The sequence below is a fragment of the Candidatus Methylomirabilis sp. genome (assembly GCF_028716865.1).
Taxonomy (GTDB): domain Bacteria; phylum Methylomirabilota; class Methylomirabilia; order Methylomirabilales; family Methylomirabilaceae; genus Methylomirabilis.
Map to the genome: position 1 here is coordinate 58,502 of NZ_JAQUOY010000009.1, position 23,077 is coordinate 81,578.

Consider the following 23,077-nt stretch of genomic DNA (forward strand, 5'->3'; position numbering starts at 1 on the left):
CACAGCGGGTTCATTCCCCGCAGCTTGCCGTAAGTTCGTCATACCGGAGAAAGCCGGTATCCAGAAGGCCAAGCTGGATTCCCCCGTATCCAGTACGGGGCAGGCTCGTCGAGCACGGAATGACGGGCCAGATCTCACCCTCCTCGATAACGCAGGCCTCACGAACCGGTCGGTGGCGAACCCTTTCCCTACTTAAAGGCATAGTCCAGGTAGACGTGGTACGCCATGAGCAGCAACAACGCCATAGATAATCCGACATGGGCGCTGATCCATACCGGTCTGTACCAAGGCTTGTGGATTTTGACGATTTGAAAATTGAACAGGCCGGTGAGGAAGGCCAGCAACAACGTCAGGCTGAGGATTTCGAGATAGCCGTATCCCAAGGTTTGGGAATGTCCAAAGAAAAACAACAGAAGCAGGGCGCCGAACAGTTTGTGGCGATCCATCATGGTTGCGACATTGCGCTGCTCCCCCTGAGCGCGCTTCACGGAAAAACGCCATTGATACAGAACAAACGCAAACAATCCGAAGCCTGTGGCGAGCTTATACGTGTTGTCGCCTTGCAGTCCGGTCAATAAGGTCCACTGCCACCCCGTCGATTGCTGGACAAGCAAAGCCACCAGCAGGAACAGACCCAGCCAAAAATACCCCTTGGTGGGTACACCGGACTTCAGGCCGTCCGTGAGTAACGATTTAAATCGGTTGAAGCCTTGCATAAAGACCAGGCTTTTAACGGGCAATGACAAGGGCACCTCCTTCTTTGTTCGCTGCAGACCCTCCTGGTTTAGGCTTGCTTGCCAGTGAGCTGAGCACCGCCAAGGTGTGCGGGGCTGTGCGCTTGGCGATTTCCCCCATGAACACCTCGGAGCTTGGCAGGAAATAACCCTCAGCCGGCCAGTGTTCGCCAATGGTGGGGGGATTGGCAAATTTCCGCGCCTTTTCAAGATAAGACTCGTAGGCATCCTTGAAGCCTTGACGTAAGGCGGCGAGCGTGCGGAGCAACTCGTCCATGGACACGCTGCCGCTTGGGTACATCCACGTGGTCGCGCCCATCACATCATTGAGCTTCCAGTCGTGCTTCGGTGATTGTTCGTGCTTGTTGTGGCATTGGATGCAGCCCTCGACAACCGCCACATCACTGAACATGGCGACCTGCATTTGAATGTCGGGCATGAAGAAGAATTGCGGCTTGAGGGTTTGCTTGACCACCTGGAATTTTTCCAACTGCAGCCCCTCGAAGCGGTTCGCTGAGTTGACGGGATAGTCCGATCCCAGGAACAGGCTGAGCGGCGTCGGGTTCTTTTCCAGGCTTTTCGCCGTCTCACGCAGAAACAACGCGGGCAAAGGGCCGGCCTCTACGTCCGCATCGCGCCAACGCTCGTCAAACTTCAAGCCGGTCTGCTTGCCCGCGCCGACAACTTCCTTGGTCCACATCGCCCTCACCACGTCGTTTTCCGCCTTGAGAATCTCAAACATCCGTTCCACCGGGATGGCCGCGTCGGAGATCTTCTTCTCTTCCAATGGCGGCGGGGCGCTCACAAATAGGTATATGCTTAAGGCACCCAGCGCCAGGCAGGCGATCCAGAAGTTTTGTTTAGCCATCTTAACCATCCTGTTTTGCTTTGTAGTGAAGGGTTGTGCCGTAAGGGGAGGGCCCGCCGTCAAAATAGGCGCGGATTTTCTCTGTCGGCGTTCGCTTACCGACCGATTTCTCGATCTGCATGATGTGGTTGCCGTGGAAGTCGTGGCAACCCAGGCAGGAGTCCCATTGCTTATCGGCGATCAGATCCGCATGGGATACGTCGATCGGATCTTTCTTTAACCGGGTGTTCTTGTGGCAGTTCACGCAATAGCCGGTCTCCGCCAACGTGACACGCCTGCCATGGTGCTCGGCGTGACAGGAGACGCACTGATGGGGACGCAGCTTCTCCCGAGCCTGGCTGAAACGGGGCTCGAGGAAGCGATAGACCGGGTGACGGTCATTGGGCCGCTCGTGACAGGCCATACAGTCCGCATTACCCACAGGAAGTCGTCCGAAGAAGGGGGCGGGCCCTTCGCGCCGGCCAAAGGCATGGCGCAGGTTGGCCTGAATCTGCTGACGGAAGCTGCCCGGTGCGTGTTTATGGCAGGCCGCGCAGGCAAGCTTACCGTGGCCTGTATTCATAGGTCCTTTAGCATGAAACCACTCCCCGACGGGAAGCACGGTAAACGCCAGGATCGCAAGTCCCAAACAAAAGCCGATCACGTAGGCGCGGTTTTGCCATTTCCGTGCTCCTCCAGCTTTCGCTCTCATAGCCACCACATCACGCTACGCGCCAGAAACTCATGCTGATGTATTAGGCCTTATTATGTTTGTCTGCTGTGGAGCTTACCGGTGGCGAAGATGAAACGTCTGCTCACCCTCCGAATGAAGAGGGTGGGGGTGATCTGAAGGCAACCACTTAGCTCACCCCCACCCTATCCTTCCGCCCCTCAAGAGAACTTCTGAGAGCTACTCGATGACCTCCATAATCCGACTCTGCACATTTGAGGCTAACGTCATCAGTTCGCTGCGAAGCGCTTTACGCTCATCGAGAGCCAAAATTTTATCAAAGTTACTGAAGTCGCCCACCTCAATCGTAATGACTCGCTCCAACTTATTTGCCAAATGGTCCCCAAAGACGTGGAACCTCGAGACCCCTTGGTTGCCGAGCCAAAACTTTTTCATTTTACCGATCAAGAAGGCATCCAATGCCTCTTCTTTCCCTGGTGAGACTTCACACATGATGTGATAGATCATCGTTCCTCCTCCTTTGACATCGAGTGTACGTTATGGTTGTCTCCCTTCATCTCTACACACTTCATCGATCACCCCCCTTCCAGAGATCAGTGCGCCGAACTGCTGCATACTCATCAATCGCCTCGAGTGCTCTTGGGGGACGCACCGGCTGTCGTTATCGAGTACGATCCTGACGCACGCCTGCTTGTAGCACTTAGCCATCATTCAGCGCGTCGCTCCCGTCGGTCCTGGCATTATGGGGTCTTGGTAAAGCTTCTGATATAGACCACCAGCTCCTTGATTTCGGGATCGGTCAGTTTTAGCCCAAACGAAGGCATCGATGCTTTACCTTGCTTAATAGTTCGAAAGAGAACGTCATCAGACCGTGTTTGCATATAGGCCGGATCGGCCATGTTAGGCACCTTAAACATAAAAAACAACGCCATCGCCTGCGGTCCATTGCCTTTTCCGCTTGCGCCATGGCATCGAGCACACCCGGCAGCATCGTACTTCGACTGACCGCTTACCGTATTTTTGGGCTCAGCGGCAAGCGTGGACGAGGCCCCCACGACGAACAACATCACCATCACGCATAACCACTGGCAACGGAGCCGGGACGGAAAAAAAACGCGCATCGTAATTGCCCTCCTCTCATCTAAAGGGGTAACCTGTGCGTGCAGCGTTGTGTCACTTGTGTATACGTGGTTGGCGAGCTAAATCTATGATATCAAAGGGTTACGGATAATACAATGCTTTTTGACTGTAACGTTCTGGGTTAGGTCTCACGGAAAAGGCTTCCGCGCTTACAAAGCGACACCCCCAGCACAGCGTTATCGCTACGCTGGGGGTGTCGGAACGAAGTGTGATGTACCTACCTAGATTATCGGGTTAGAAGGCTTCATCGCCAGCCGCCCAGGCCTCTCTCTCTTTCGCCTTCTCCTTATCGTAGATTGTCCATTCGCCTTCCTCAACGACGGCCTCGCGGACCATCCGCCCCGCCCTTGACAGAATGAAATAGACGAGAGGCAGTACGCCACCAAAGAGGAAGATCGCCCCGCCGACCGTGCGCATCCACGTCAAGGTGATCCACACGTTATCCGTAACGTGCGCCTGCGCTCGGGCAGCCCAGAGGCCTTGCTTGAAGACGGTCGCAACCTGGTACAGGCCAACCGGGAACAGATCCAACATCATCATCAGCACCAAGCCGACCTGCAGTGACCAGAACACACCCTTGATCAGCTTCTCATTCCAGGCAGAGCGCTGGAACAGGTGCTGGCAGGCAAACAGCATACCGGCAATGGCGATGTTACCCTTGACGCCGAACATGGCGGCATGCGCATGGTTACCAGTGAGATAGGTGCCGTGCTCATAGTAGTTGACGATGGGTAGGTTGATCAGTGAGCCGAAGACGCCCGCGCCGAAGATGTTCCAGAAGTTGACGGCAAGGATGAACGTCCAGACGCCCTCCATCACGAAGCGCTGCTTGCCCTCGGCAACGTTTTCCTGGGCCTTCGTCCGCTCCGTCCGCATCTTCCAGGCATCCAGGGTGATCAGGAGCAGTGGCAATACCTGCATGGTGGAGAACACGCTACCCAGTGCGATGATCCCTGTCGGCTTGGCGATCCAGTAGAAGTTGTGGGAGATCCCGATCAGGGCGGTCACCAGGAACATCATGACGGCCAGGAAGATAACCCGCTCGGCCATGGCCCGGTTGACCAGACCCATCTGTACCAGCATGTACCCAACGATACAGGTGGTGAACACTTCGAAGGTCACCTCAACCCACATATGGATGTTCATCCACCGCCAGTAGTCTGCGATGGCGAAGTTCTGGGTCGGGGTCATGAACATCCCGAAGAACAGGAACAGCACCATGATCCCGCTGCCGTAGAACAGCCAGGCCGGCACGGACCAGAGGTTCTGGCTCGTGATCCAGGGCTTCACGGCACGGAAGATGATAAAGACCCACAGACAGAACGAGGCCAGCATGAGAATGTGCCAGAACCGGCCGAGCTCCAGAAACTCCCACCCCTGGCTCCCGAACCAGTAGGCCATATCGTCGCTGAAGAATCCCGTGTGGCCGAGATAGATGCCGAACAGCGCGCCGGCGCCCACGATGAGACACAACGTAAAGAGCAGATTAATCAGGAACCGCTGGCCGTTCGGGACCTTCGAAATCCTGGGCAGGAAGAAGAGGGTATAGCCGACCCAAGCCATGAAGAACCAGTAGATCTGCACGATGGTATGCCAGCCGCGAGTGACCGTGAAGGGGATGATGAATCCGAGTATGCTGCGCTCCAGGTAGTTGGCCGGTCCCCCTCCGACGAAATCCTCTGCGCTCAGGATACCTGCGCACACCTGAACCAGGAACAGGATCACGGCGAAGGCAAAGAACTTATACGTGGCGCGCTGAGTTGGACGAACGTAGGCATCGCCCTTGTTTTCGAGGTCAACAGTGGTGAGCGACCAATCCCGCCCATTGAACGGCTCGCCGGGTAGGGTCTTCATTTCACCGTAGACATACAGGATCAGCATGGTGCCACAGAACAGCACGAAGATCGAGATAAAGCTCCAAATATACGTCGGGAACGTCGGGACGTTGCCGACAGCCGGATCGGGCGGCCAGTTGTGGGTATAGCTATAGTCCTCACCTGGCCGAGTCGCCCCGGAAACCCAACCTCCCCAGAAGAAATATCCCGCAAGCGCCTTGAGGTCTTCCGGGTTGTTGATATGATTTTTGATCCTTCCCTTCATAAAGGCTTCTTCATAACCGGCATCCGTAAACGTCCGCGTGTAATGAGTAATCAACTCTTGGTACGCAAAAGCCTGAGCCTCGTTAATACGAATAACATTGGCTTTCTCGTCATATCCATTCGCGCGGATCTCTCGTTTTACTCTCACCGCGATCATGTCCCGATCTTCTTGGGTCACGGGGCGCAGCTTCGCGATCTCATTCTCGTAGTACTTGCCCATCGAGACATACGTATGGTGGAGAGCCTCGGCGGTGTAATCCGGCCCGCGTTCTCCGCCGTCGCCCCAGAAGGAGCCATATGTCATCAGGCCCTTCAGGTGAAATACTTGCTTTCCGCGCTGGATTTGCCACTCGGGAATGACCGTTTGCCCGTTGGATGACAATACAAAGTTGGTCAGCGGCGGAGCTGACGAATACGTCCAGACACCAAGGGCAACTAGCCCGATGACGCTGATCGTGGTGACGATCAAAGCATGAAGCCACCAATATTTCTTGATTAAAAGTATATGTCCGAATGTCCTATTACCTTTACCCAATGTTCCACTATGATTCGGACTCATTTTGTCCTTTCCTCTGGTGGCTCTACCCTAAACTCGGGTGGCCACACCTGCAGAACCATTATTCAATTTCATTACTGATCATTATTGACTGTACTACTGCTTTATCGTGATGACCCCCGCCGCAGGAGGCGCACGGGACTCACGAGCGGCATCCATCGCATGGGTTTGACGGTACAAGCCTGCTCGGCCCTGCGATGGTCCGAAGCTCTGTTTATCGATCCACCTCATGAGGTTCATAGGAAACTCCTCAACAACTTCCACAACCATAGACTACAACACCAATTTATGACGCACCGGCAATCCTGCACATCCGGTGTTCGACTCAATTTGCAATGCAAATGCATCAGCGTCTCTCGGACCCAGGGCTAATGAGAGAACTCAGCGCTTGCCGCTTGAGTCTTCCAATGACACCGCTAAAAGGACCTTCTAAATGTCTATAACGATGAATAATCCTTGAACTCCAACCCCTAATGAGCTTGATCCCTTCGGTGGACCTCTTGCAACTTAAGTAGAACGGTGTTTGATTATAAAATAGTACAAACTTATTATTAAGTCAAGCCTGACAGGGCTGCACCGAAGGCATGTAGATCGGAGACGGTGTGATGTACGGACGCGCATGGTCTGCGACAAAAGATGGCAAAGATACTGACCGTGACGGGACGGCTTGCAGAGTTAAGCTGACCTCTCTGGAGGGGGATGGCCGTACAAAAAGCAATACCCCCCAGCACAGCGCTTCCGCCGTACTGGGGGGTATTGGAGTGAAGTGAGACTTTTTTCTACTAGGTACTCAGACTAGAATGCCTCGTCAGAAGCGGCCCAAGCTTCCCGCTCCTTGGCCTTTTCCTTGTCGTAGATTGTCCACTCGCCTTCCTCAACAACGGCGGCCTCGCGGACCATCCGGGTGCCCCTCGACAGAATGAACCACATGAGAGGCAGAACACCGCCGAACAGGAAGATGGCGCCACCGATCGAGCGCAGCCAGGTCAGGGTGTGCCAAACTTCGTTCGTCACGAAGGTCTGCTGCCGACCATACCAGAACCCATACTGGAAGATGTGGGCCAGCTGATACAGACCAACCGGGAACATATCCATGAGCATCATCATCACGATGCCAGCCTGCAGGGACCAGAACACACCCTTGATCAGCTTCTCATTCCAGGCAGAGCGCTGGAACAGGTGCTGGCAGGCAAACAGCATACCGGCAATGGCGATGTTACCCTTGACGCCGAACATGGCGCCATGGGCATGGTTGTTGGTGAGATAGGTGCCATGCTCGTAGTAATTGACGATCGGCAGGTTGATGAGCGAGCCCATCACGCCCGCGCCGAAGATGTTCCAGAAGTTGACGGCGAGGATGAACGTCCAGACGCCGTCCATCACGAAGCGCTGCTTGCCCTCGGCCAGATGCTCATGAGCCTTCATCCGCTCCGTTCGCATCTTCCAGGCATCCAGGGTGATCAGGAGCAGTGGCAATACCTGCATGGTGGAGAACACGCTACCCAGTGCGATGATCCCTGTCGGCTTGGCGATCCAGTAGAAGTTGTGGGAGATCCCGATCAGGGCGGTGACGCAGAACATCATGACGGCCAGGAAGATAACCCGCTCGGCCATGGCCCGGTTCACCAGACCCATCTGCACCAGCATGTAGCCGACGATACAGGTGGTGAATACTTCGAAGGTCACCTCAACCCACATATGGATGTTCATCCACCGCCAGTAATCGGAGATGGCGAAGTTCTGGGTCGGGGTCATGAACATCCCGAAGAACAGGAACAGCACCATGATCCCGCTGCCGTAGAACAGCCAAGCCGGCACGGACCAGAGGTTCTGGCTCGTGATCCAGGGCTTTACGGCGCGGAAGATGATGTAGACCCACAGACAGAACGAGGCCAGCATGAGGATATGCCAGAACCGGCCGAGCTCCAGGAACTCCCACCCCTGGCTCCCGAACCAGTAAGCCATATCGTCATTCAGCATGCCTGTGTGGCCGGCATAAATCCCGAACAGAGCGCCAGCGCCGACGAGAACACACAGCGCAAAGAGCAGGTTGATCAGGAAGCGCTGACCGTTTGGCACCTTTGAAATCCTGGGCAGGAAGAAGAGGGTATAGCCGACCCAGGCCATGAAGAACCAGTAGATCTGGACGAGGGCATGATAGCTTCGGACGACGCTGAATGGGATAACGACTCCGAAGGCGCCCAGGATCGATTCGCCAGGTCCACCACCGACGAAATCTTCTGCGCCCAGGATACCGGCCAGTACCTGCACCAGGAACAGGATCACAGCGAAGGCAAAGAACTTATAGGTCGCGCGCTGGGTCGGTCGAACATAGGCATCACCCTTGTTTTCCAGGTCGACCGTGGTGAGCGACCAATCGCGGCCGTTGAACGGCTCGCCAGGCAGAGACTTCATCTCACCGTAGACGTACAGGACCAGCATGGTACCCGCGAACAGGACGAGAATCGAGAGGAAGCTCCAGATATACGTCGCGTACGTGGGGAGGTTGCCGGCCTCAGGATCATACGGCCAGTTGTGGGTATAGCTATAGATTGTACCCGGTCGATTGGCGCCGGCTACCCAGCCGCCCCAGAAGAAGTAGCCTGCCAAGGCCTTCAGGTCATCCGGGTTCTGGATGTAGCTCTTGATCCGACCCTTCTGGAACGCCTCGTCATAGGTCTGATCGGTGAACATCCTGGTGTAATGAGTGACCAACTCATTGTATGCAAAAATCTGGGCGTCGTTCAGGCGGATTACACCGGCCGCCGCGTCATAGCCATTCTGATGAATCTCTCTCTTGACCTTTCCCGCGATCCCGTCCTTCTCGTCTTGAGTGGCGGGACGTCCCTGCTCTTTCTCGATCTGCAACTCATAGTACTTGCTCATTCCGACAAAGGTGCGATGCAGGGCATCCGCGGTGAAATCCGGTCCGCGCTCTGCGCCATCACCCCAGAAGGATCCATAGAGCATCAGACCCTTCAGGTGGAATACTTGCTTTCCACGGTTCATTGACCACTCTGGGATCACCGTTTCCCCGGTGGACGAAACAAAATTAACCAGAGGGGGAGCGCCTGCATAGGTCCAGACGCCGAGAGCAATCAAGCCGATGACGCTGATTGCAGTAACGATTGCAGCATGAAGCCACCAATATTTCTTAATTAGTAGTACTTGTGCGAACGTCCGCTGATTCTTTGCCTTAGCTGCGGTTTCACCAGGGTTCGGACTCATTGTTTCCTCCTGTGGCTCTCCCTATTCCTTAGGTGGCCACTCTTGCATTGTTGTTACGGTGCCGTGTTTGTTGTCGTTGTTACCACGGCCGTCGGGGGCGCTCGGGCTTCACTGGCGACTGGCAGGACACGAGTCTGGCGGCACACACCTAGGCGACCAGGTAATGACCCGTTGCTCTGCTTGTCGATCCGCATCACGAAGTTCATGGGGAACGCCTCCTTTGCGACTATATTGCGATCCCCGGTAGCCTTTGTAAATCCTGCGATTGAATGAGTGCGCGATGCATATGCATTATTCTTATAATTATGAGTACTTTTATACTATCCCCATTCGGACACGTAAATCCTGCGATTGACTCAATATGGTGATGCATATACACTAGTACCTAATCACTCAAGCCGGGTTTGAGGTAGAACGTGCATAAAACGGGGTTTCTGCACAATCAGGCTGCCCTGGGGGGTTCCTTCGTGGCCCCATGGGCAGATCCAGCATCCGCGCGAGTCGTGGGCTCTCGCCGCGCAATCTCGTTTACGTAGGCCACGGCCTCGAGCCGTGAGTGAACCTTGAGCTTGCTGAAGATGTTCTGGATATGGTTCCTCACCGTAGTTTTACTAATGAAAAGCTGTTCTGCTATGGCCGCCGTAGTTGCGCCGGTCCGCATCAGAGTGACGACCTGCAACTCCCGTCGAGTGAGTTCACCAATAGTGGGCACGGCCTCCTCGCTCGTCGCGAGTTGAGTTTGAGCCAGTTGTTGGCGAACGAGCACCTCAAGCTGATGTGCCGCAGTGACATCGCGGAAAAGATGGACAACCGTCGGGGGCTGGTTGTCGTCACAGGGAAGGGCAACACAGCTCACGTCGATCCACAGCGGTTTGCCCGTCCTCGTCCGAGTAGCCATCTCAAAATGCTGGATCAGGTCTCCGCGGCTCAACGACATCTTAAGTGGGCAGGGCCACTGGCAGAGCTGATTGCCGTTGCTGTCACGGCCGTTGAAGAATTCACGGCACTCCTGCCCAACGACTTGTTGTGCGGAAGCTTCCAGGATGGTTTCAGCGGCCTGGTTGCAAAATAAAATCTCCCCCGACGGCGCACTTACAAATACGCCATCGGCCGTCTCCGCAAAAAGCTTAAAGGCAGCCTCCCGTGGTTCGACAGGCTGCATGTTTCCCGGCTCGCTTCGCGAACCCTTTTCATCAATCACAGGCCGATGCTCGTTCTCCTCATCGGCACTACGGGCGACTACTTCACCTGCACGGACTCCGCCGTCCTGCCGCTGGCTTATCCGCCGGGCTCGCACCAAACGCTTCGATCCGCTGCCTGGACGCGCCATAGTTTTAATGTACAGTCCTCAGTGAGACCTGTCAAGCCGAAAAACGATGGAGGAAGAATGCCAAATTTACGCCTTCGGTCCTTGTTCCGCTCCCCGGCACCCACGCTGTGTCCGGAGGCTCACCACTTGTAAAAGCAGGATATAGGGTTTAAGGACTAGGGAAGGTCAGGACGTTGTTTCCCTCGCGCCGCCGTCTACCCTCTATACCCTCCCTTTGCCCTATCCTTATACTGTACTGCGTGCGATAGCGGTAATAGCTTCCGAGGACCCGCTTGACATACGCTCTCGTCTCCGTGAACGGGATCTCTTCAATGAACTCGTCATCCGTGCGATTCTCCAACCGTCCCAACCAGCGGCGTACTTGATTTGGCCCAGCATTGTACGCGGCTAAGGCCCTGGCCCAGTTGCCCTTGAACTCCTCGATCATCATCGCCAGGTAGCGAGTGCCAAGCGCAATATTATTAACCGGTACGTCGAGCTTCGTCGGATCTCCAGAGCCGCCTGTCGCATTCACGAGGTGATTGGCGGTCGTGGGGAGCAGTTGCATCAGGCCTACAGCCCCGGAAGACGACACGACCCGCTCGCCAAACCCGCTCTCCTCCCGAATCAGTGCCACAACCAGGTACGGATCAAGGGTATATCGAGCGCTCTGCTCCTGTACCAGCCCCCAATACCCGAGCGGGTAGAGGAACTCCCAATACCTCTGCACAGGCTCTGCTGGTCGACTGCGCGCGTACAGCGGACGAAAAAGGTGTTTTGCAATCCACACACTCTTTTCGAGATAACCCAAGTCGAGCAAAGCGCTACAGGCCTCATATAAGAGTCCGCGGTCTGAAGCATTTCGCCCGGCAAGGGCCAAGAACTCCTCTGAGGCCTCCTCCCGCAAGTTCAGTTCCTTGAGCAGCCTGGCTTTCGCCACCTCGGGGGCGTTCGGGGCTGGCAGCGGATCTTTTGGTCTCAAACCTGCCCCGAGTCGAGCCGAGGGGTCGGCCACCCCTTCGGCTGAACTCATGGTAGGTTTCGTCGAGGCGGGCGTGAGGACACGCGCAGTTTTTGGCTCCAGCGTCTTCAGGCGCAGGCGCGCCTGTTCGGCATAATAGTCCTCGTCGCTGTGGGTACTGAGCAGCCCTCTGTATGCCGCTACCGCCTTCTCTCTTTTTTTCAGACCTTCAAGGACCCGTCCCTGCCAATAGAGGGCTTGTGCCTGAAACCGCGAGTTTGACGTACTCTTCGCGTACAGTCGTCGCAGATCAGCAAGCGCCTCCGTGAGTGCCGACTGCCGATAATGGATCCAGGATCGAGTCCAAAGGGCGACATCGGCAAACCGGCTGGAGGGATAGTCCCTGAGGAGCCGGTTCAGAGCCAAGACTGCCCGCTTCGGTTTGCCGTCGTCGTTGTACTGGAGCGCCATCAGGTAGAGTGACTCGGCCGTAAAGGGGCTGTTCGGATAGGCGTGGACCAGGCGGGTCCACGTCGTGATGGCCTGTTCGCGGTCGTCTGTTCGAGCATAGCTTCGCCCGATCCAGTACAGCGCTTCCGCAGAATGAACGGAGTGGTTCTGACCCAGGGGCGACAGGAGACTGATGGCCCGACTGTAGTCCCGGCGTTGAAAGCAACTGATGCCGCTCCACAACCTCGCGCGGGAGGCAAAACTGTCCCGAGCTCCGTCGAAGGGGGGCAAGTCATCGCTCAAGAAAGGCGTGAATGCGGTAACTGCCTGGGCGTACTGGCCGCTACGGTACAGGCTGAGCGCTCGCTCGAACTGCTCATCAAGGGTGAAGGGTGGTGCCTCCGCCATCGTGGTCAGGAGTTCGCCGGCTCGAACCGCCTCTCGACTCGCCGGCCACTTGAGCCACAGCTCGCGCAACAGCGCTTCGGCCTCCTGTCGTTTATCCGCCTTAACGGCAATCTCTGCAAGCGCGAGCAGCGCCTCTCGCCTCCTCGCTTCGCCCGAGGCGCGAGACAGGTAATCCCGGTAGGCCTCCTCAGCCTGCGTGAGCAGATTAGCGTCGACATAGAGCCTTGCGCGCTCTTGTCGAGCCCGCTCGACGAGCAGACTTTCCGGGTACTCGTGAAGCAGGCGCGACAATGCAGTCAGCGCCCGAGGGTGCAGACCAAGAGCATGGTAGGCAGAAGCGGCGTAATACAGGGCATAGTCACCAAGCAGAGGCACCTGCGTTGCGGCCACCTCCAATGTGTCGGCGGCCTCCTGCCACTGCTTCTGTCGGTACAGCACCACGCCCAGGAGGAAGTTGGCCTCGTTCGCCCTGGAGAAGCCCTGCCGATGGCGTATCTCATCAAACAGGGGCCCCGCCCCTACGTAATCCTGCGTCCCGAGGCGCGCCAGCGCCTCCTGCCACAGGGGCGCATCAGACCCCTCAGAGGCGGTGGCAGGCAGCGGCGCCAGCAACAGCAGCCCCGTCAGACCCACCATCGTGACGCAGGCCCAGACGAGTCTCACGGGGCCTCGACCAGCGCGGCCAGGCCCGCGTCGTAGGGCGGCCGGACGACCCCCCAAGATCATGAGATCGACTAGCAACCGGTGCTGATCCAGGCGCCGGATGCTGCCCACGGGCATCCATTCAATGGTCTGAAACATCGTGCATCGTTCCCGCTGTCACGACCCGCCGCCCTCGGCCCTCCCGAGGGGTGTCGCGTCGCTCGTAGACTACCACTGCGGCGGCGGCCCTTCAACTGAAATGTGCCCTCCCCGGGCCGGCTGAAGAAAACTCTTGACAGGGCGGTCCGGACCGAGCGATAGTAGCGCCCGATGTAACAGGAGGTTTAGGTCCTGCTGCAGGTTCCCTCGGAGGTTTGGAAGTCCGCGTACGCCAGGCAAGAGATCATCCGATCAGGGCGGGGGCAGTTGAACGCCCCGCATCAACAAAGCGCTCCGCACTCGGGAGCGCGGTGATTAACCTAAGACGCAGAGGGAGGAGGATCATGGCTCAAAGAAAGTCGTGGGTTCGTGGTGTCGTCTTGGGCAGCGCCTTGCTGCTCGCCCCGGTGGGGGCGTGGGCCGACAAGCTCACAGAGCTCGAGCAGGCCTTTGAGACGCAGCAGAAGTCGCTGCAGCAGTTGCAACAGGAGATGAACCGGCTGCGGCAAGACCGGACCGCGCAACAGACAGAGATTGACCGGCGCGTGATGGAGGTGGAGAAGAAGGCTGCCGAGGCCGCAGCCTCGTCCCTGCTCACTGGGTATGAGCCCGGGAAAGGGTTCTTCCTGAAGTCCGCCGATGACCAGTTCCGACTGAACCTTGGCGGGTATATCCAGACGTGGATGCAAGTTGAAGGGTCGCGAAGGGAAGCAGAATACGATGGATTCGTGGCAGCCGGGAAGGCACGGCACACCCCGAGCACCTTTAAGCAGCGTCGCACCCGGATCATCCTGAGCGGCCAGCTTTACAAAGACTTTAACTTCCACATCGAGCCGGAGCTCTCCTTCGGCGCAACTGGACCTAACAACAGCGCCGGTGCCGCTACCGATAACAGTAATGGCGGCGGTGCGCGACTCGAAGCAGGATGGGCCAGCTACACCTATGCTCCTTGGGCAAAGGTGAAGGTCGGACAGTTCAGGGATATGTTCAGCCTCGAGATGATCACCGCCTCTCAGGACCTGGACTTCGCTGAGCGGTCGGTCGCCACCAGGGCGCTTGCCCCTGACCTGCAGCTAGGTCTCCAACTCTCGGGCAATGTGAAACTTGCCAACGTGCTACCTGTCTTCTATAGCGCGGGCGTCTTCAACGGCTGCGGTCGTATCGACCAGTGTAAAGGCGGCATTGACAATGACGGCGACAAAGAGGTTCTCGGTCGTTTTGCCTTTGCGCCCCCGATGCCCTTCGGGAATCTCACCATCGGCCTGAACGCCGATTACCGCACCTTCCGGATAGTAAAGAATAGTGGCGCGACCGATGTCAACGGCGTGACGACGCCTGTTGTCGGCACCTCGTTTCACCGCTTCAACCCGGTGGGTCCGACCGGAGTCGCACTGGCAGGCAACGGTGTCGGCGGGACCCAGAACGGCTTCCTGATCAACGGTAACCGTGTCACCGGCGGCGGCGATTTCGCGTTCGACTTCTACCCGTTCCTCGTCAAGGGTGAGTACCTCTACGCCACCCAGGAGCGCGACGCGTTAGGCGCCGGCGGCAGCAATCTCGATAACCTTATCATGCAGGGCGGCTATGGAACGGTCGGCTACTGGATCTTCGGTAACAAGCGCAGTGGCCTGCTGGCCATCGGTCGCTACGAGCACTTCCGCGTCGATGACCGCTCTGGCGCATTCAATGCGGCCGCGGGTACTAGCGAGAAGCCGATGGAGATGCGTTCCGGCACCGCCGGCCTGAACTGGTATGTTAACCCCAGCGTTCGGGTGCGGGCCAACTACATTGCCACCAGCCTCAGTCCACGTGAGAATATGACCGGGCTGAGCAATGCCACCTCAGATAGCAAGGTTGCTCATCAAGGGATCGCCGAGTTGCAACTCTTGTTCTAATCGGGTCATTGAGGCAGGGTTCGGCCGAAGCTCACCAACGTACCTGGTGAGCTTCGGCCCTCCTGCTTGAGGGCTCACGATACTTATCAAGCTTCTGATTCTCTCCGCAGTATACCCTATGCCTGAGATGACCGTGTGCCGCTTCTCTTGCTGGTCGTGGTAATCGCTTCCCTGAGCCCTCACATGCCTCGACGTGACCGCCACTACTCGATACTTTCTTCAAGAGCGAGAACACTTGACACTTTACTTAACAGTCTCAGTTGAATAAGGGAGGGTAGCTTCATGAAATTTGTCACATTAGCGAAGGTAAGTCCAGGAGCGTGGTCCAAATTGCAAAACGAACTTCCTGCCGCCTGCTACGAGGGGATGAAGGCCGCTTATGTCACCTATGGCCAATATGATCTTGTCATCGAATGGGAAGCCAAGGATTTGGAGATGGCAAATAAGGTTATGAAGCACATGGCCGGTTCAGGCCTGCTTACTTCTGAGACATTAGTGGTCGCCTCTACTCTGAAGGAATTCGGTACGATATAGCCCATTAACTGCCCCTGGGCATAGATTCGGAGCTGTCAATAGCTCTCCATATTGTTTAGTCACGGCTTGAGAACAACTGGAGATCCTAACGGTTTGAATGACCCGTTTCACCATACGCTCCTCGCCGTCCGTCACAATCCATCACGCTAGCTCGCACGTGTCCTTTTTCAGTCATTACCGGCGCTCGGAGAGGAGTGCGACAATCCGACCCGCTGTGCCGTTTCGTGCCGCACATGACGCAATTCACCTGCGCTCCCGCGCTCCTCTCGGCATACACCTCCGGATCGGATTGTGTCGACTCCTTCTCGTGGTATTCCATCCCAAGGCCCATACCGTTCGACTGCTCTAACACTGGAGAAGTTGGGCTTGACAAATTCATCAGCTTGCTTTAACGTTATATATATTGTTTAGTTTTAAGTGCAACACGATACTCACGGTTTTAGCGTTAGGACTGGATTGAACATGATCGGTTGTCCGCTCTTGTTATCTCATATAAATCGCGAAGTTCGACATTAGACGAGAAAGAACCGGTGGATTGATCAGCGACGTGAGAGTGCGATGATATACCGTGTGCAAGAGATGTGTCATTCCTTTGTCATAACGTTCTGTATACTTGACGCCCGGCCGGGGTGCGTGGAGATGATACCAAGGAGGTCATTGCCGTGAAAAAGCGTTACTTTCAGATTGCGAGCGTGGTCGCCCTGATCCTTGTTGTCTCGGCCGTGGCCTTCTTCCCATTTTACGGGAGCTCCCAGAAGGCCTCTACTCAGGTTATCTTCAGCGACTTCATGGATTTAGTGGAATCGGGACAGATCGCCGGAACGGCGATCTTCAACGAAAATACCCATACCATCTACTTCCATGTCACCTCGGGGCAGCACCTTCGGACTGTCTACAGCAAGGAGGCGACGGAGCCCTTGCAAGAGCTGTTAAAAAAGAAGGGTCTTCGCTTTGCGATCGAGCCACCAGCCGGCGGATCGATCTGGCTCGGCCTCTTGTTCAACTTCTTGCCGTTCCTCGTGATTATCGGCCTGTTTGTGATGATGGGGCGTCGGTCGCAGATGGGGGGAGGCGGCGGCCCGATGTCGTTCGGCAAGTCTAAGGCAAAACTGCACGACGCGACCAAGCCCAAGGTGACATTCGCAGACGTGGCCGGGGAGGAAGAACCGAAGGAGGAGTTGCTGGAGGTCATCGAGTTCTTGAAACACCCCCAAAAGTATCAGGTGCTGCACGCCAAGATTCCCCGGGGGCTTCTGCTGGTGGGGCCCCCAGGCTGCGGGAAGACGCTCCTCGCCAAGGCGGTCGCTGGAGAGGCAGGGGTCCCGTTCTTCTCGCTCTCCGGCTCCGAGTTCGTGGAGGTCTTCGTGGGGGTAGGCGCCAGCCGCGTTCGCGACCTGTTCGAACAGGCCAAAAAGAACGCCCCCTGCCTGGTATTCATTGATGAGATCGATGCGGTGGGCCGCCATCGTGGGGCAGGCCTCGGCGGCGGGAACGACGAGCGAGAGCAGACGCTGAACCAATTGCTGGTCGCGATGGACGGCTTCGAAGACAACATGGGGATCATCGTGATCGCGGCCACCAACCGACCGGACATCCTTGATCCCGCGCTGCTGCGACCGGGGAGATTTGACCGGCGCATCATTGTGGACAACCCGGACAGCAAGGGCCGCAAGGCGATCTTGGAGGTCCATTTGCGAGAAATACCTGTTGGACCTGACGTCAACGTCGACGTGCTCGCTAAGCAGACGCCGGGCTTCTCCGGTGCGGATCTGGCCAGCGTGGTGAATGAAGGAGCGCTCCTCGCCGCTCGGCGAGACAAGGACCGTGTCAGCATGGTTGACTTTGATGAGGCGGTCGAACGCGTGATCGCGGGGCCTCTGCGGCGCAGTCGCGCCCTGACTCCGAAGGAGCGTGAGATGGTGGCCTACCATGAAGCCGGGCATGCCATCCTGCGCAAGCTCCTGCCTAAGGCCGATCCGCCCCACAAGGTGACAATCGTCTCACGCGGGATGGCGCTCGGCTATGTCATGGGGGCGCCACCAGAAGACCGCTACACCCGTACGCGGTCCGAACTACTCGCGGAGGTCAGCGTCGGCATGGGTGGCCGCGTCGCTGAGGATTTGATTTTCGGCGAGATTACTACCGGAGCATCGAACGACTTTGAGCAGGCGACCGGCATGGTCCGCCGGATGGTGACCAATTTCGGCATGTCGGACAAGCTTGGTCCCGTCACGCTGGGCAGGTCGGGTGGGCCGGTCTTTCTCGGCCGCGATATGATCGACAGCCGAAACTATAGTGAAGAGATCGCCTACCAGATCGACCAGGAGGTCCGCCGTATCATCGACGAGTGCTACCAGGTGGCTCGGCAAACGATCGAGGCAAACCGGGAGAAGCTAGTGCGGGTGGCGAAGGCCCTGATCGAGCGCGAAACCCTATTCGCCGAGGAACTGGACGACGTCATGGCGGGAAAGGTGGTGGCGCTGGAGCCTTCGCGGCCAACCAGTGTTGAGGCAGGCCCAGAAACTGCGGCTGTGCCAACCGCACCGTCGGCGTCGCCACCAGCTTGACGGAGCTAAATGGGGCAGTCACTTCTTCTCCCTGTACCTCTCCAGGGGCTTGTGGTCGGGTCGCGTTGAGCCACTCTACGATATGCCTGTCCCATGAGGTCGGACTTGCCACTCTCTGTCAGCTCACCTACCCGTAGTAGCCAGATACCAGAACTTGGCTGAAGGCAGCGTATCAGAAGCATCTCCCTGAATTGGTGAATAAAAAACCCTCTCACGAACATCCGTGAGGGGGTTAATTTTTGTCGGTCGTTTAATACAGTAAAGCTCAGGCCACTTTCTTCCTTCGCCTCACATACAGTACGATACCGATGGCCGTACCTGCAACGATCGTTACCAGGGTAGCCGGACTGCTCACAAAGGTCGAAGCACCACGACCAGCAGTGTTGGTTGTCTTCAGCCCGACGGTGAAGGGAAAACTGAAGGTCGGGTCGTGGGCATGATACACTTCTTCCTCTGCTACGTTGGTGTGCTTTTGGCTCACCGCCACGGCCTCATCATGACTATGGCTTACCTCCCTCACTACACCACCGGCGAGGGATCCGCCGACGTGCTCATCGATCTCCACAACCGCCTTGTACTTCCCGGCCCTCGCAAACTCCGTCTCCGCTCTTACCACGCCAGAGGGATAGACTTGCTGTGGAATATACAGGACCGTTCCAGAGTCGCTGCGCTCTGAGGCCTCAACTATGCGGACGGCCACCGGGATCCTTCGAAGCACATCACTGATGAGATCAAAAGTCAGCGTCGTCTTTCCTGTTCTCGGTATGTCTCGGCAGTAGGACCGAAACTCTTCCTTCATCGCATCGACGTACCGCTTCAGATCCGCATCCTTGAGTTCCTTGAGCTGAGCCAACTGCGAGGCCGTTCCCGCTGTCGCATGTTGATAGGCGCTGAAGTGGACAAGATACTGCCCCTTTTCGCTTGAGCAGAGATCATTCTCGGTGATCCCACCCATGCTCCCGCCACCGTGAGCCCATGCCTGCGATGCTCCAAACGACACCAGCAGAACGACAAACCCAATCGAAGCCAACCGCTTCATTCCCCTACCCTACTTCCTTCTCCTTGCCTTCCTGGCCTTCCTGTTGCGACGCTTCCAGCCTGGCGAGATATCGAGATTTGTAGTGTGGAGGTTCCACCCGCTGAAATCTCCGAACAGAGAAATCAGCGAGTGGAACCCCACGCACCATTATGCCTGGTTGACTAAAGTCATAAGAACAAATATCAGCATTATCAGCAGCGCGAGATTCATCCCTTGAGCAGCGAATTCCATAATCGTCTCTCTCCTTTCGCTACTTGTACTGGCTAGTCGGTCGCCATTTGCCCCCGCCAGACAAGGCGGTTGCGCCACCCTCAAAGGACGGGATGACAGGTCCACCAACCTCCACAATTTGTCGGTTCTTGTCTGCATCAAAGAACTCAAGCAGGCCGCCGTATCGACTGTCTGAGTCATAGATCAACTCAGCCAGCCTCTGGTATTCCCATTCCGCATCGGTGGCATCCACCGATATTGTCGCGGTCTGACCAGGATTGATGGGACCGGCCGGCTCAACCTTGATCTTGAGCCGTGAATCCGGGAACAATGCCGGATCCCGGAATTGCAGATTGGCCGTGATGAATCCCCCCACATGCTGAGGCTTGCCCGAACCGTTCGTGACCTCGAGGACCATCCCAAGAGAACGCCCAGGCACAGTATAGACCGCAGTGATAGGTCTGGCCTTTATGGTCGCATGGGCATACGGCGTAAACTCCGTCGTGGGCTTCAGCTCAGGCGCATGCATTCTACCTGTCTGCAGTGGAATCGTAATGGGGAAGGCACCGTTGGTCGTGACGTAGCCGATGGCCACAATGACGACCGTCGCAACAACGAGAACCATTGCCAACGTCCGATCGCCGGCACTGACAAGCTCCTCCTCAGGCACAACCCCCACCTGGAAGAGACGCCGAACAAACGGCCGCCTCACCCACCACACCAGCCAGAAGACCCCCATGAAGGTCCACAGGAGCCACCAACCGATGATCCGACTTCGTCCATAGGTTTCCATATCTACCGTCTGGCCATCGATGGTCGTGATCGTGTTGGTAAAGTTGCTCCAATCGCCGTCGACCGTGACAAATTCGCCTCCACCGACCAGAGGCCCTCCACCCTCGATATTCACCATCGGGTGGACGTGATAGGTCCCGGTAACCCGCCCCATAATACCCATTCTATAATCATAGTCTCCACCGAGTACCGTACTGGTGGCGTTAATGACAGGCATGCCATTCATCCATGCCTCTTTCTTGAGCATTGATGGGCCTGGCACAGAGTAGTGCAGAAAGATCGACTCGGGGAGATTGACGGCCCTCGGCCATTCACTGAATGTGTGGAACTTCCCGGTGAGGTCCATCGTCTCACCAGGCTTGACTCGGGCCTTTGACCATTTCGTATCATAAAATGTTATCGTGCGCATCCGCATAAACGGCTCCTGCGACCGCTCACCATGGGCCCATGCCGTTGCCGCGGACAGAGCGATCGATCCCATGATGATCGCCGACAACGCCGCTCGTCCTATCCTCATCGTTGTCCTCCCAAATTCGTGGGTAAGAGTCAACTTATCGCATCGCCACATGGGGTATTCTCTCGCTTGCAGACCCGCTTCGAGAAACCCCACGGCCCGCGTCAATGATAGCTACGTCCGCGAGAGCCATACCGGCTTGCTAATTACCTTCCCCATCCACACCCACCAGAGGTAGATAATCCCGCTGATGAACCCGGCGAAGAACGAGGAGACCGGCGTGACATCCCGTCCGAAGGTTCGCAGCGTTCCCCGCTCCACGATCCTGATATACTCCGGTGTGGCGGAGCGTACATACTCCATCCCCATCAGGTCAGCGATCGACATGAGCGGCCCGCTTGGATGCTTATAGGCCAAGTGAAACGGAGCGAGCCAGGTCCAGTTTGACGGATAAAACAGCAGAGACCACCCCATACCGCCGAACAGCGCCGTAAACATGTAGCTTCCTGTCATCATCAGCGTGACGTCCAGAAAGATCGCGCTGGGAATCATCAGACCCGGGGCAGTAAAGGTGGCCGGGAACCAGGCCCAATAGTAGAAGTTAAAGACGCGATTCATCCATTGACCGAAATGAAGCGTCATGACGCAAAAGGTGGCGCCGATCGGAAGGCGCATCTTTTCCCACATGAAATATTGCGTCGCCGCGGGGAAGGTGATCAGCAGAATCGGCGTCAATGTGACCCACCAGCGTCGATCCTTCCAGTCCAACCAGAAGTCCCAGTCGCCGACGGTCAGCATCTGGTGAATGTGATACCCCGCAACCGTACCCGTAAACGCAGCAACAATAACAATAATGTCGAACTTTCGCTCCAGGCTTAGAGCTTGCTGTTGTGTCAAGAGCGCCATAAGCTCTTCCCCTCCTCGAGGGGAGGGGGGCGGAAGGCCGCCCCCCTCCACTATTTGGAACTGTGGACTTCGAGGACCTTCAACAAACGATCCTCAACGAGGTTCGTCATGCAGTCGCCTTACCACCACTTGTAATCTTGATCAGCTCAACGATGCGTGGGCACATGGCCGCCGCCACGCCATAGACGCCAAAAAGGCACCAGCCGAGCGTGACGAAGCCCCAGTGCAACGGCGCCACAAACAGTTCCTCCATGATCCAGAAGGTGTGGCCCCACTCGTTCAGCGCCACATTCACAAAGATCATCGCAGGGCCGCCGACTGTCAGAATAAACGGCAGGGAGTGTGCTTTCGAAAATAGGGGAATTCGAGTCCTGGCCCACATGTAGGCGCTGATCCCGATGATGATGTAGATCGGGTAGCTGAGATAGAACTCAATGATGTGACTCGGCGTGAAGTCCGTATCGCGGATCACCGTCTGGTGCCACGTCCCGTCCTGCTCGGTAAAGAAGCTGGCGCCCCAGTAGACGGCCCAGGCGAACGTGACGATCCACTGTCCGAGGCCCCAGAACCGCCTGAGTTCCTCCTCCGGCGTGATTCGATCCAGATTCCGATCGCGAGTCTTCCAGATGTAGCCAAGGACAAAGATCAGCGTTGAGCCCTCGATGATCAACTCGCCGATCAGCATGTTCCACCAGTAGACCCGGAAGTCCTCGGAGAAAAAGTCGAGGCCTTTCGACCATGAGAAGTACTGCTGGTAGATCCGGATACAGATGTAGAAAAGGCTGATAGCGATCTGGCATTTAAAGAAGGTGCCCCAGCCAAACATCTGCTCGGCTGACTCAGCACGCTTAGCCGGCGCGGCTTCAGTCCTGTACTGTGCCATTCGATTCTTCCTCCTTACACTCTCATTAATTTACATGACGTAGACTGTACTGCCCTTGGTATCTCACACTCTCTTGCTTTCCGTTGGCGCCGATTCTCACCTCCTTTGCCACCACTCACGCACCAGGTTTAAGATGAAGGGCGTTGTTTCTCCGGGAAAGATGCTCTTTCGGAAACCTTGTTCTAGGAGAAATTATCGTATACCGCCCTCGGAATGACTGTCAAGCCTTTTTTACCTTCAGGACCCGATTCAAATCTCGATCTCTTAGCGCTTGCTTCCATTCAATGCTTAAGATATCAAGTATACAAGGATGATGCCAAACATAGTTATAATCCGACCCCAGCTTAGCTTCACTCATGAAATCAATAAGTTCGGATGCTGACTTAGGGGAGAGACGGCAGACTGTAAAAGAATTCCTAATGAATTTGAACTAATATGTCTCACTCTACGACACCTGTCGCACACCACATGGCCTACTCCGAGGCAATCAACGTCTGCCGTTTCAGCCCGAACTGCTCCAGCTTCCGGTAGAGCGTGCTGCGGGAGATGCCGAGTTGCACCGCCGCCTGCGAG

General features: G+C 56.5%; 17 protein-coding genes. 3 read left to right on the top strand and 14 right to left on the bottom strand.

From position 1 onward, the window contains the following. Nucleotides 1–188: 188 nt before the first annotated feature. The 9 genes from PHV01_RS05470 to PHV01_RS05510 form a co-directional block, all read right to left on the bottom strand. Nucleotides 189–740 carry a hypothetical protein gene (locus tag PHV01_RS05470; RefSeq protein WP_337290136.1) on the bottom strand — a complete coding sequence of 184 codons (552 nt, stop codon included), beginning with the start codon at nucleotides 738–740 and terminating at the stop codon, nucleotides 189–191. Beyond that, the gene (locus tag PHV01_RS05475; protein WP_337290137.1) at nucleotides 730–1,602 is read right to left on the bottom strand and encodes a DUF3365 domain-containing protein; all 873 of its coding nucleotides are present in this window, start codon (nucleotides 1,600–1,602) and stop codon (nucleotides 730–732) included. The genes PHV01_RS05470 and PHV01_RS05475 overlap by 11 nt, the downstream gene beginning before the upstream one ends. Before the next feature lies 1 nt (nucleotide 1,603). Further along, on the bottom strand, nucleotides 1,604–2,293 hold the full coding sequence (locus PHV01_RS05480) for a hypothetical protein (RefSeq protein WP_337290138.1): 690 nt from the start codon (nucleotides 2,291–2,293) through the stop codon (nucleotides 1,604–1,606). Nucleotides 2,294–2,491: 198 nt separating this feature from the next. Beyond that, nucleotides 2,492–2,779: a hypothetical protein gene (locus tag PHV01_RS05485; protein ID WP_337290139.1), complete on the bottom strand. Its 288-nt coding sequence runs from the start codon at nucleotides 2,777–2,779 to the stop codon at nucleotides 2,492–2,494. Between the two features lie 233 nt (nucleotides 2,780–3,012). Further along, entirely contained in the window at nucleotides 3,013–3,393 is a 381-nt protein-coding gene (locus tag PHV01_RS05490; protein WP_337290140.1) for a cytochrome c, read from the bottom strand. Nucleotides 3,394–3,646: 253 nt separating this feature from the next. Further along, nucleotides 3,647–6,070 carry a cbb3-type cytochrome c oxidase subunit I gene (locus tag PHV01_RS05495; RefSeq protein WP_337290141.1) on the bottom strand — a complete coding sequence of 808 codons (2,424 nt, stop codon included), beginning with the start codon at nucleotides 6,068–6,070 and terminating at the stop codon, nucleotides 3,647–3,649. 792 nt (nucleotides 6,071–6,862) lie between these two features. Beyond that, nucleotides 6,863–9,295 carry a cbb3-type cytochrome c oxidase subunit I gene (locus tag PHV01_RS05500; RefSeq protein WP_337290142.1) on the bottom strand — a complete coding sequence of 811 codons (2,433 nt, stop codon included), beginning with the start codon at nucleotides 9,293–9,295 and terminating at the stop codon, nucleotides 6,863–6,865. 442 nt (nucleotides 9,296–9,737) lie between these two features. Beyond that, on the bottom strand, nucleotides 9,738–10,625 hold the full coding sequence (locus PHV01_RS05505; RefSeq protein WP_337290143.1) for a LuxR C-terminal-related transcriptional regulator: 888 nt from the start codon (nucleotides 10,623–10,625) through the stop codon (nucleotides 9,738–9,740). Between the two features lie 148 nt (nucleotides 10,626–10,773). Further along, nucleotides 10,774–13,224, bottom strand: coding sequence for a tetratricopeptide repeat protein (locus PHV01_RS05510; RefSeq protein WP_337290144.1), 2,451 nt, complete (start codon nucleotides 13,222–13,224; stop codon nucleotides 10,774–10,776). Nucleotides 13,225–13,568: 344 nt separating this feature from the next. On the opposite strand from PHV01_RS05510, the gene PHV01_RS05515 reads away from it, so the two are divergent. The 3 genes from PHV01_RS05515 (at nucleotide 13,569) to ftsH (ending at nucleotide 18,220) form a co-directional block, all read left to right on the top strand. After that, nucleotides 13,569–15,119 (top strand): porin, encoded by a 1,551-nt coding sequence (locus PHV01_RS05515; protein WP_337290145.1) that lies wholly within the window; start codon nucleotides 13,569–13,571, stop codon nucleotides 15,117–15,119. A gap of 282 nt (nucleotides 15,120–15,401) precedes the next feature. Beyond that, nucleotides 15,402–15,653, top strand: coding sequence for a GYD domain-containing protein (locus tag PHV01_RS05520; protein ID WP_337290146.1), 252 nt, complete (start codon nucleotides 15,402–15,404; stop codon nucleotides 15,651–15,653). A 662-nt stretch (nucleotides 15,654–16,315) separates the two neighbouring features. Next, a complete protein-coding gene (gene ftsH / locus PHV01_RS05525) occupies nucleotides 16,316–18,220 on the top strand; it encodes an ATP-dependent zinc metalloprotease FtsH (protein ID WP_337290147.1) in 1,905 nt (634 codons plus the stop codon). Between the two features lie 265 nt (nucleotides 18,221–18,485). On the opposite strand, the gene PHV01_RS05530 is transcribed toward ftsH, so the two are convergent. The 5 genes from PHV01_RS05530 to PHV01_RS12800 all read right to left on the bottom strand — a co-directional run. After that, entirely contained in the window at nucleotides 18,486–19,259 is a 774-nt protein-coding gene (locus tag PHV01_RS05530) for a hypothetical protein (protein ID WP_337290148.1), read from the bottom strand. Between the two features lie 250 nt (nucleotides 19,260–19,509). After that, nucleotides 19,510–20,778: a bacterial ammonia monooxygenase, subunit AmoB gene (amoB, locus tag PHV01_RS05535; RefSeq protein WP_337290149.1), complete on the bottom strand. Its 1,269-nt coding sequence runs from the start codon at nucleotides 20,776–20,778 to the stop codon at nucleotides 19,510–19,512. Nucleotides 20,779–20,889: 111 nt separating this feature from the next. Further along, entirely contained in the window at nucleotides 20,890–21,621 is a 732-nt protein-coding gene (gene amoA / locus PHV01_RS05540; protein ID WP_337290150.1) for a bacterial ammonia monooxygenase, subunit AmoA, read from the bottom strand. Nucleotides 21,622–21,727: 106 nt separating this feature from the next. Then, complete coding sequence (gene amoC, locus PHV01_RS05545) at nucleotides 21,728–22,504, bottom strand: bacterial ammonia monooxygenase, subunit AmoC (protein WP_337290151.1); 777 nt, start codon at nucleotides 22,502–22,504, stop codon at nucleotides 21,728–21,730. A gap of 473 nt (nucleotides 22,505–22,977) precedes the next feature. Continuing rightward, on the bottom strand, nucleotides 22,978–23,077 hold a 100-nt coding region (locus PHV01_RS12800; RefSeq protein ID WP_337291295.1), incomplete at its 5' end, for a helix-turn-helix domain-containing protein.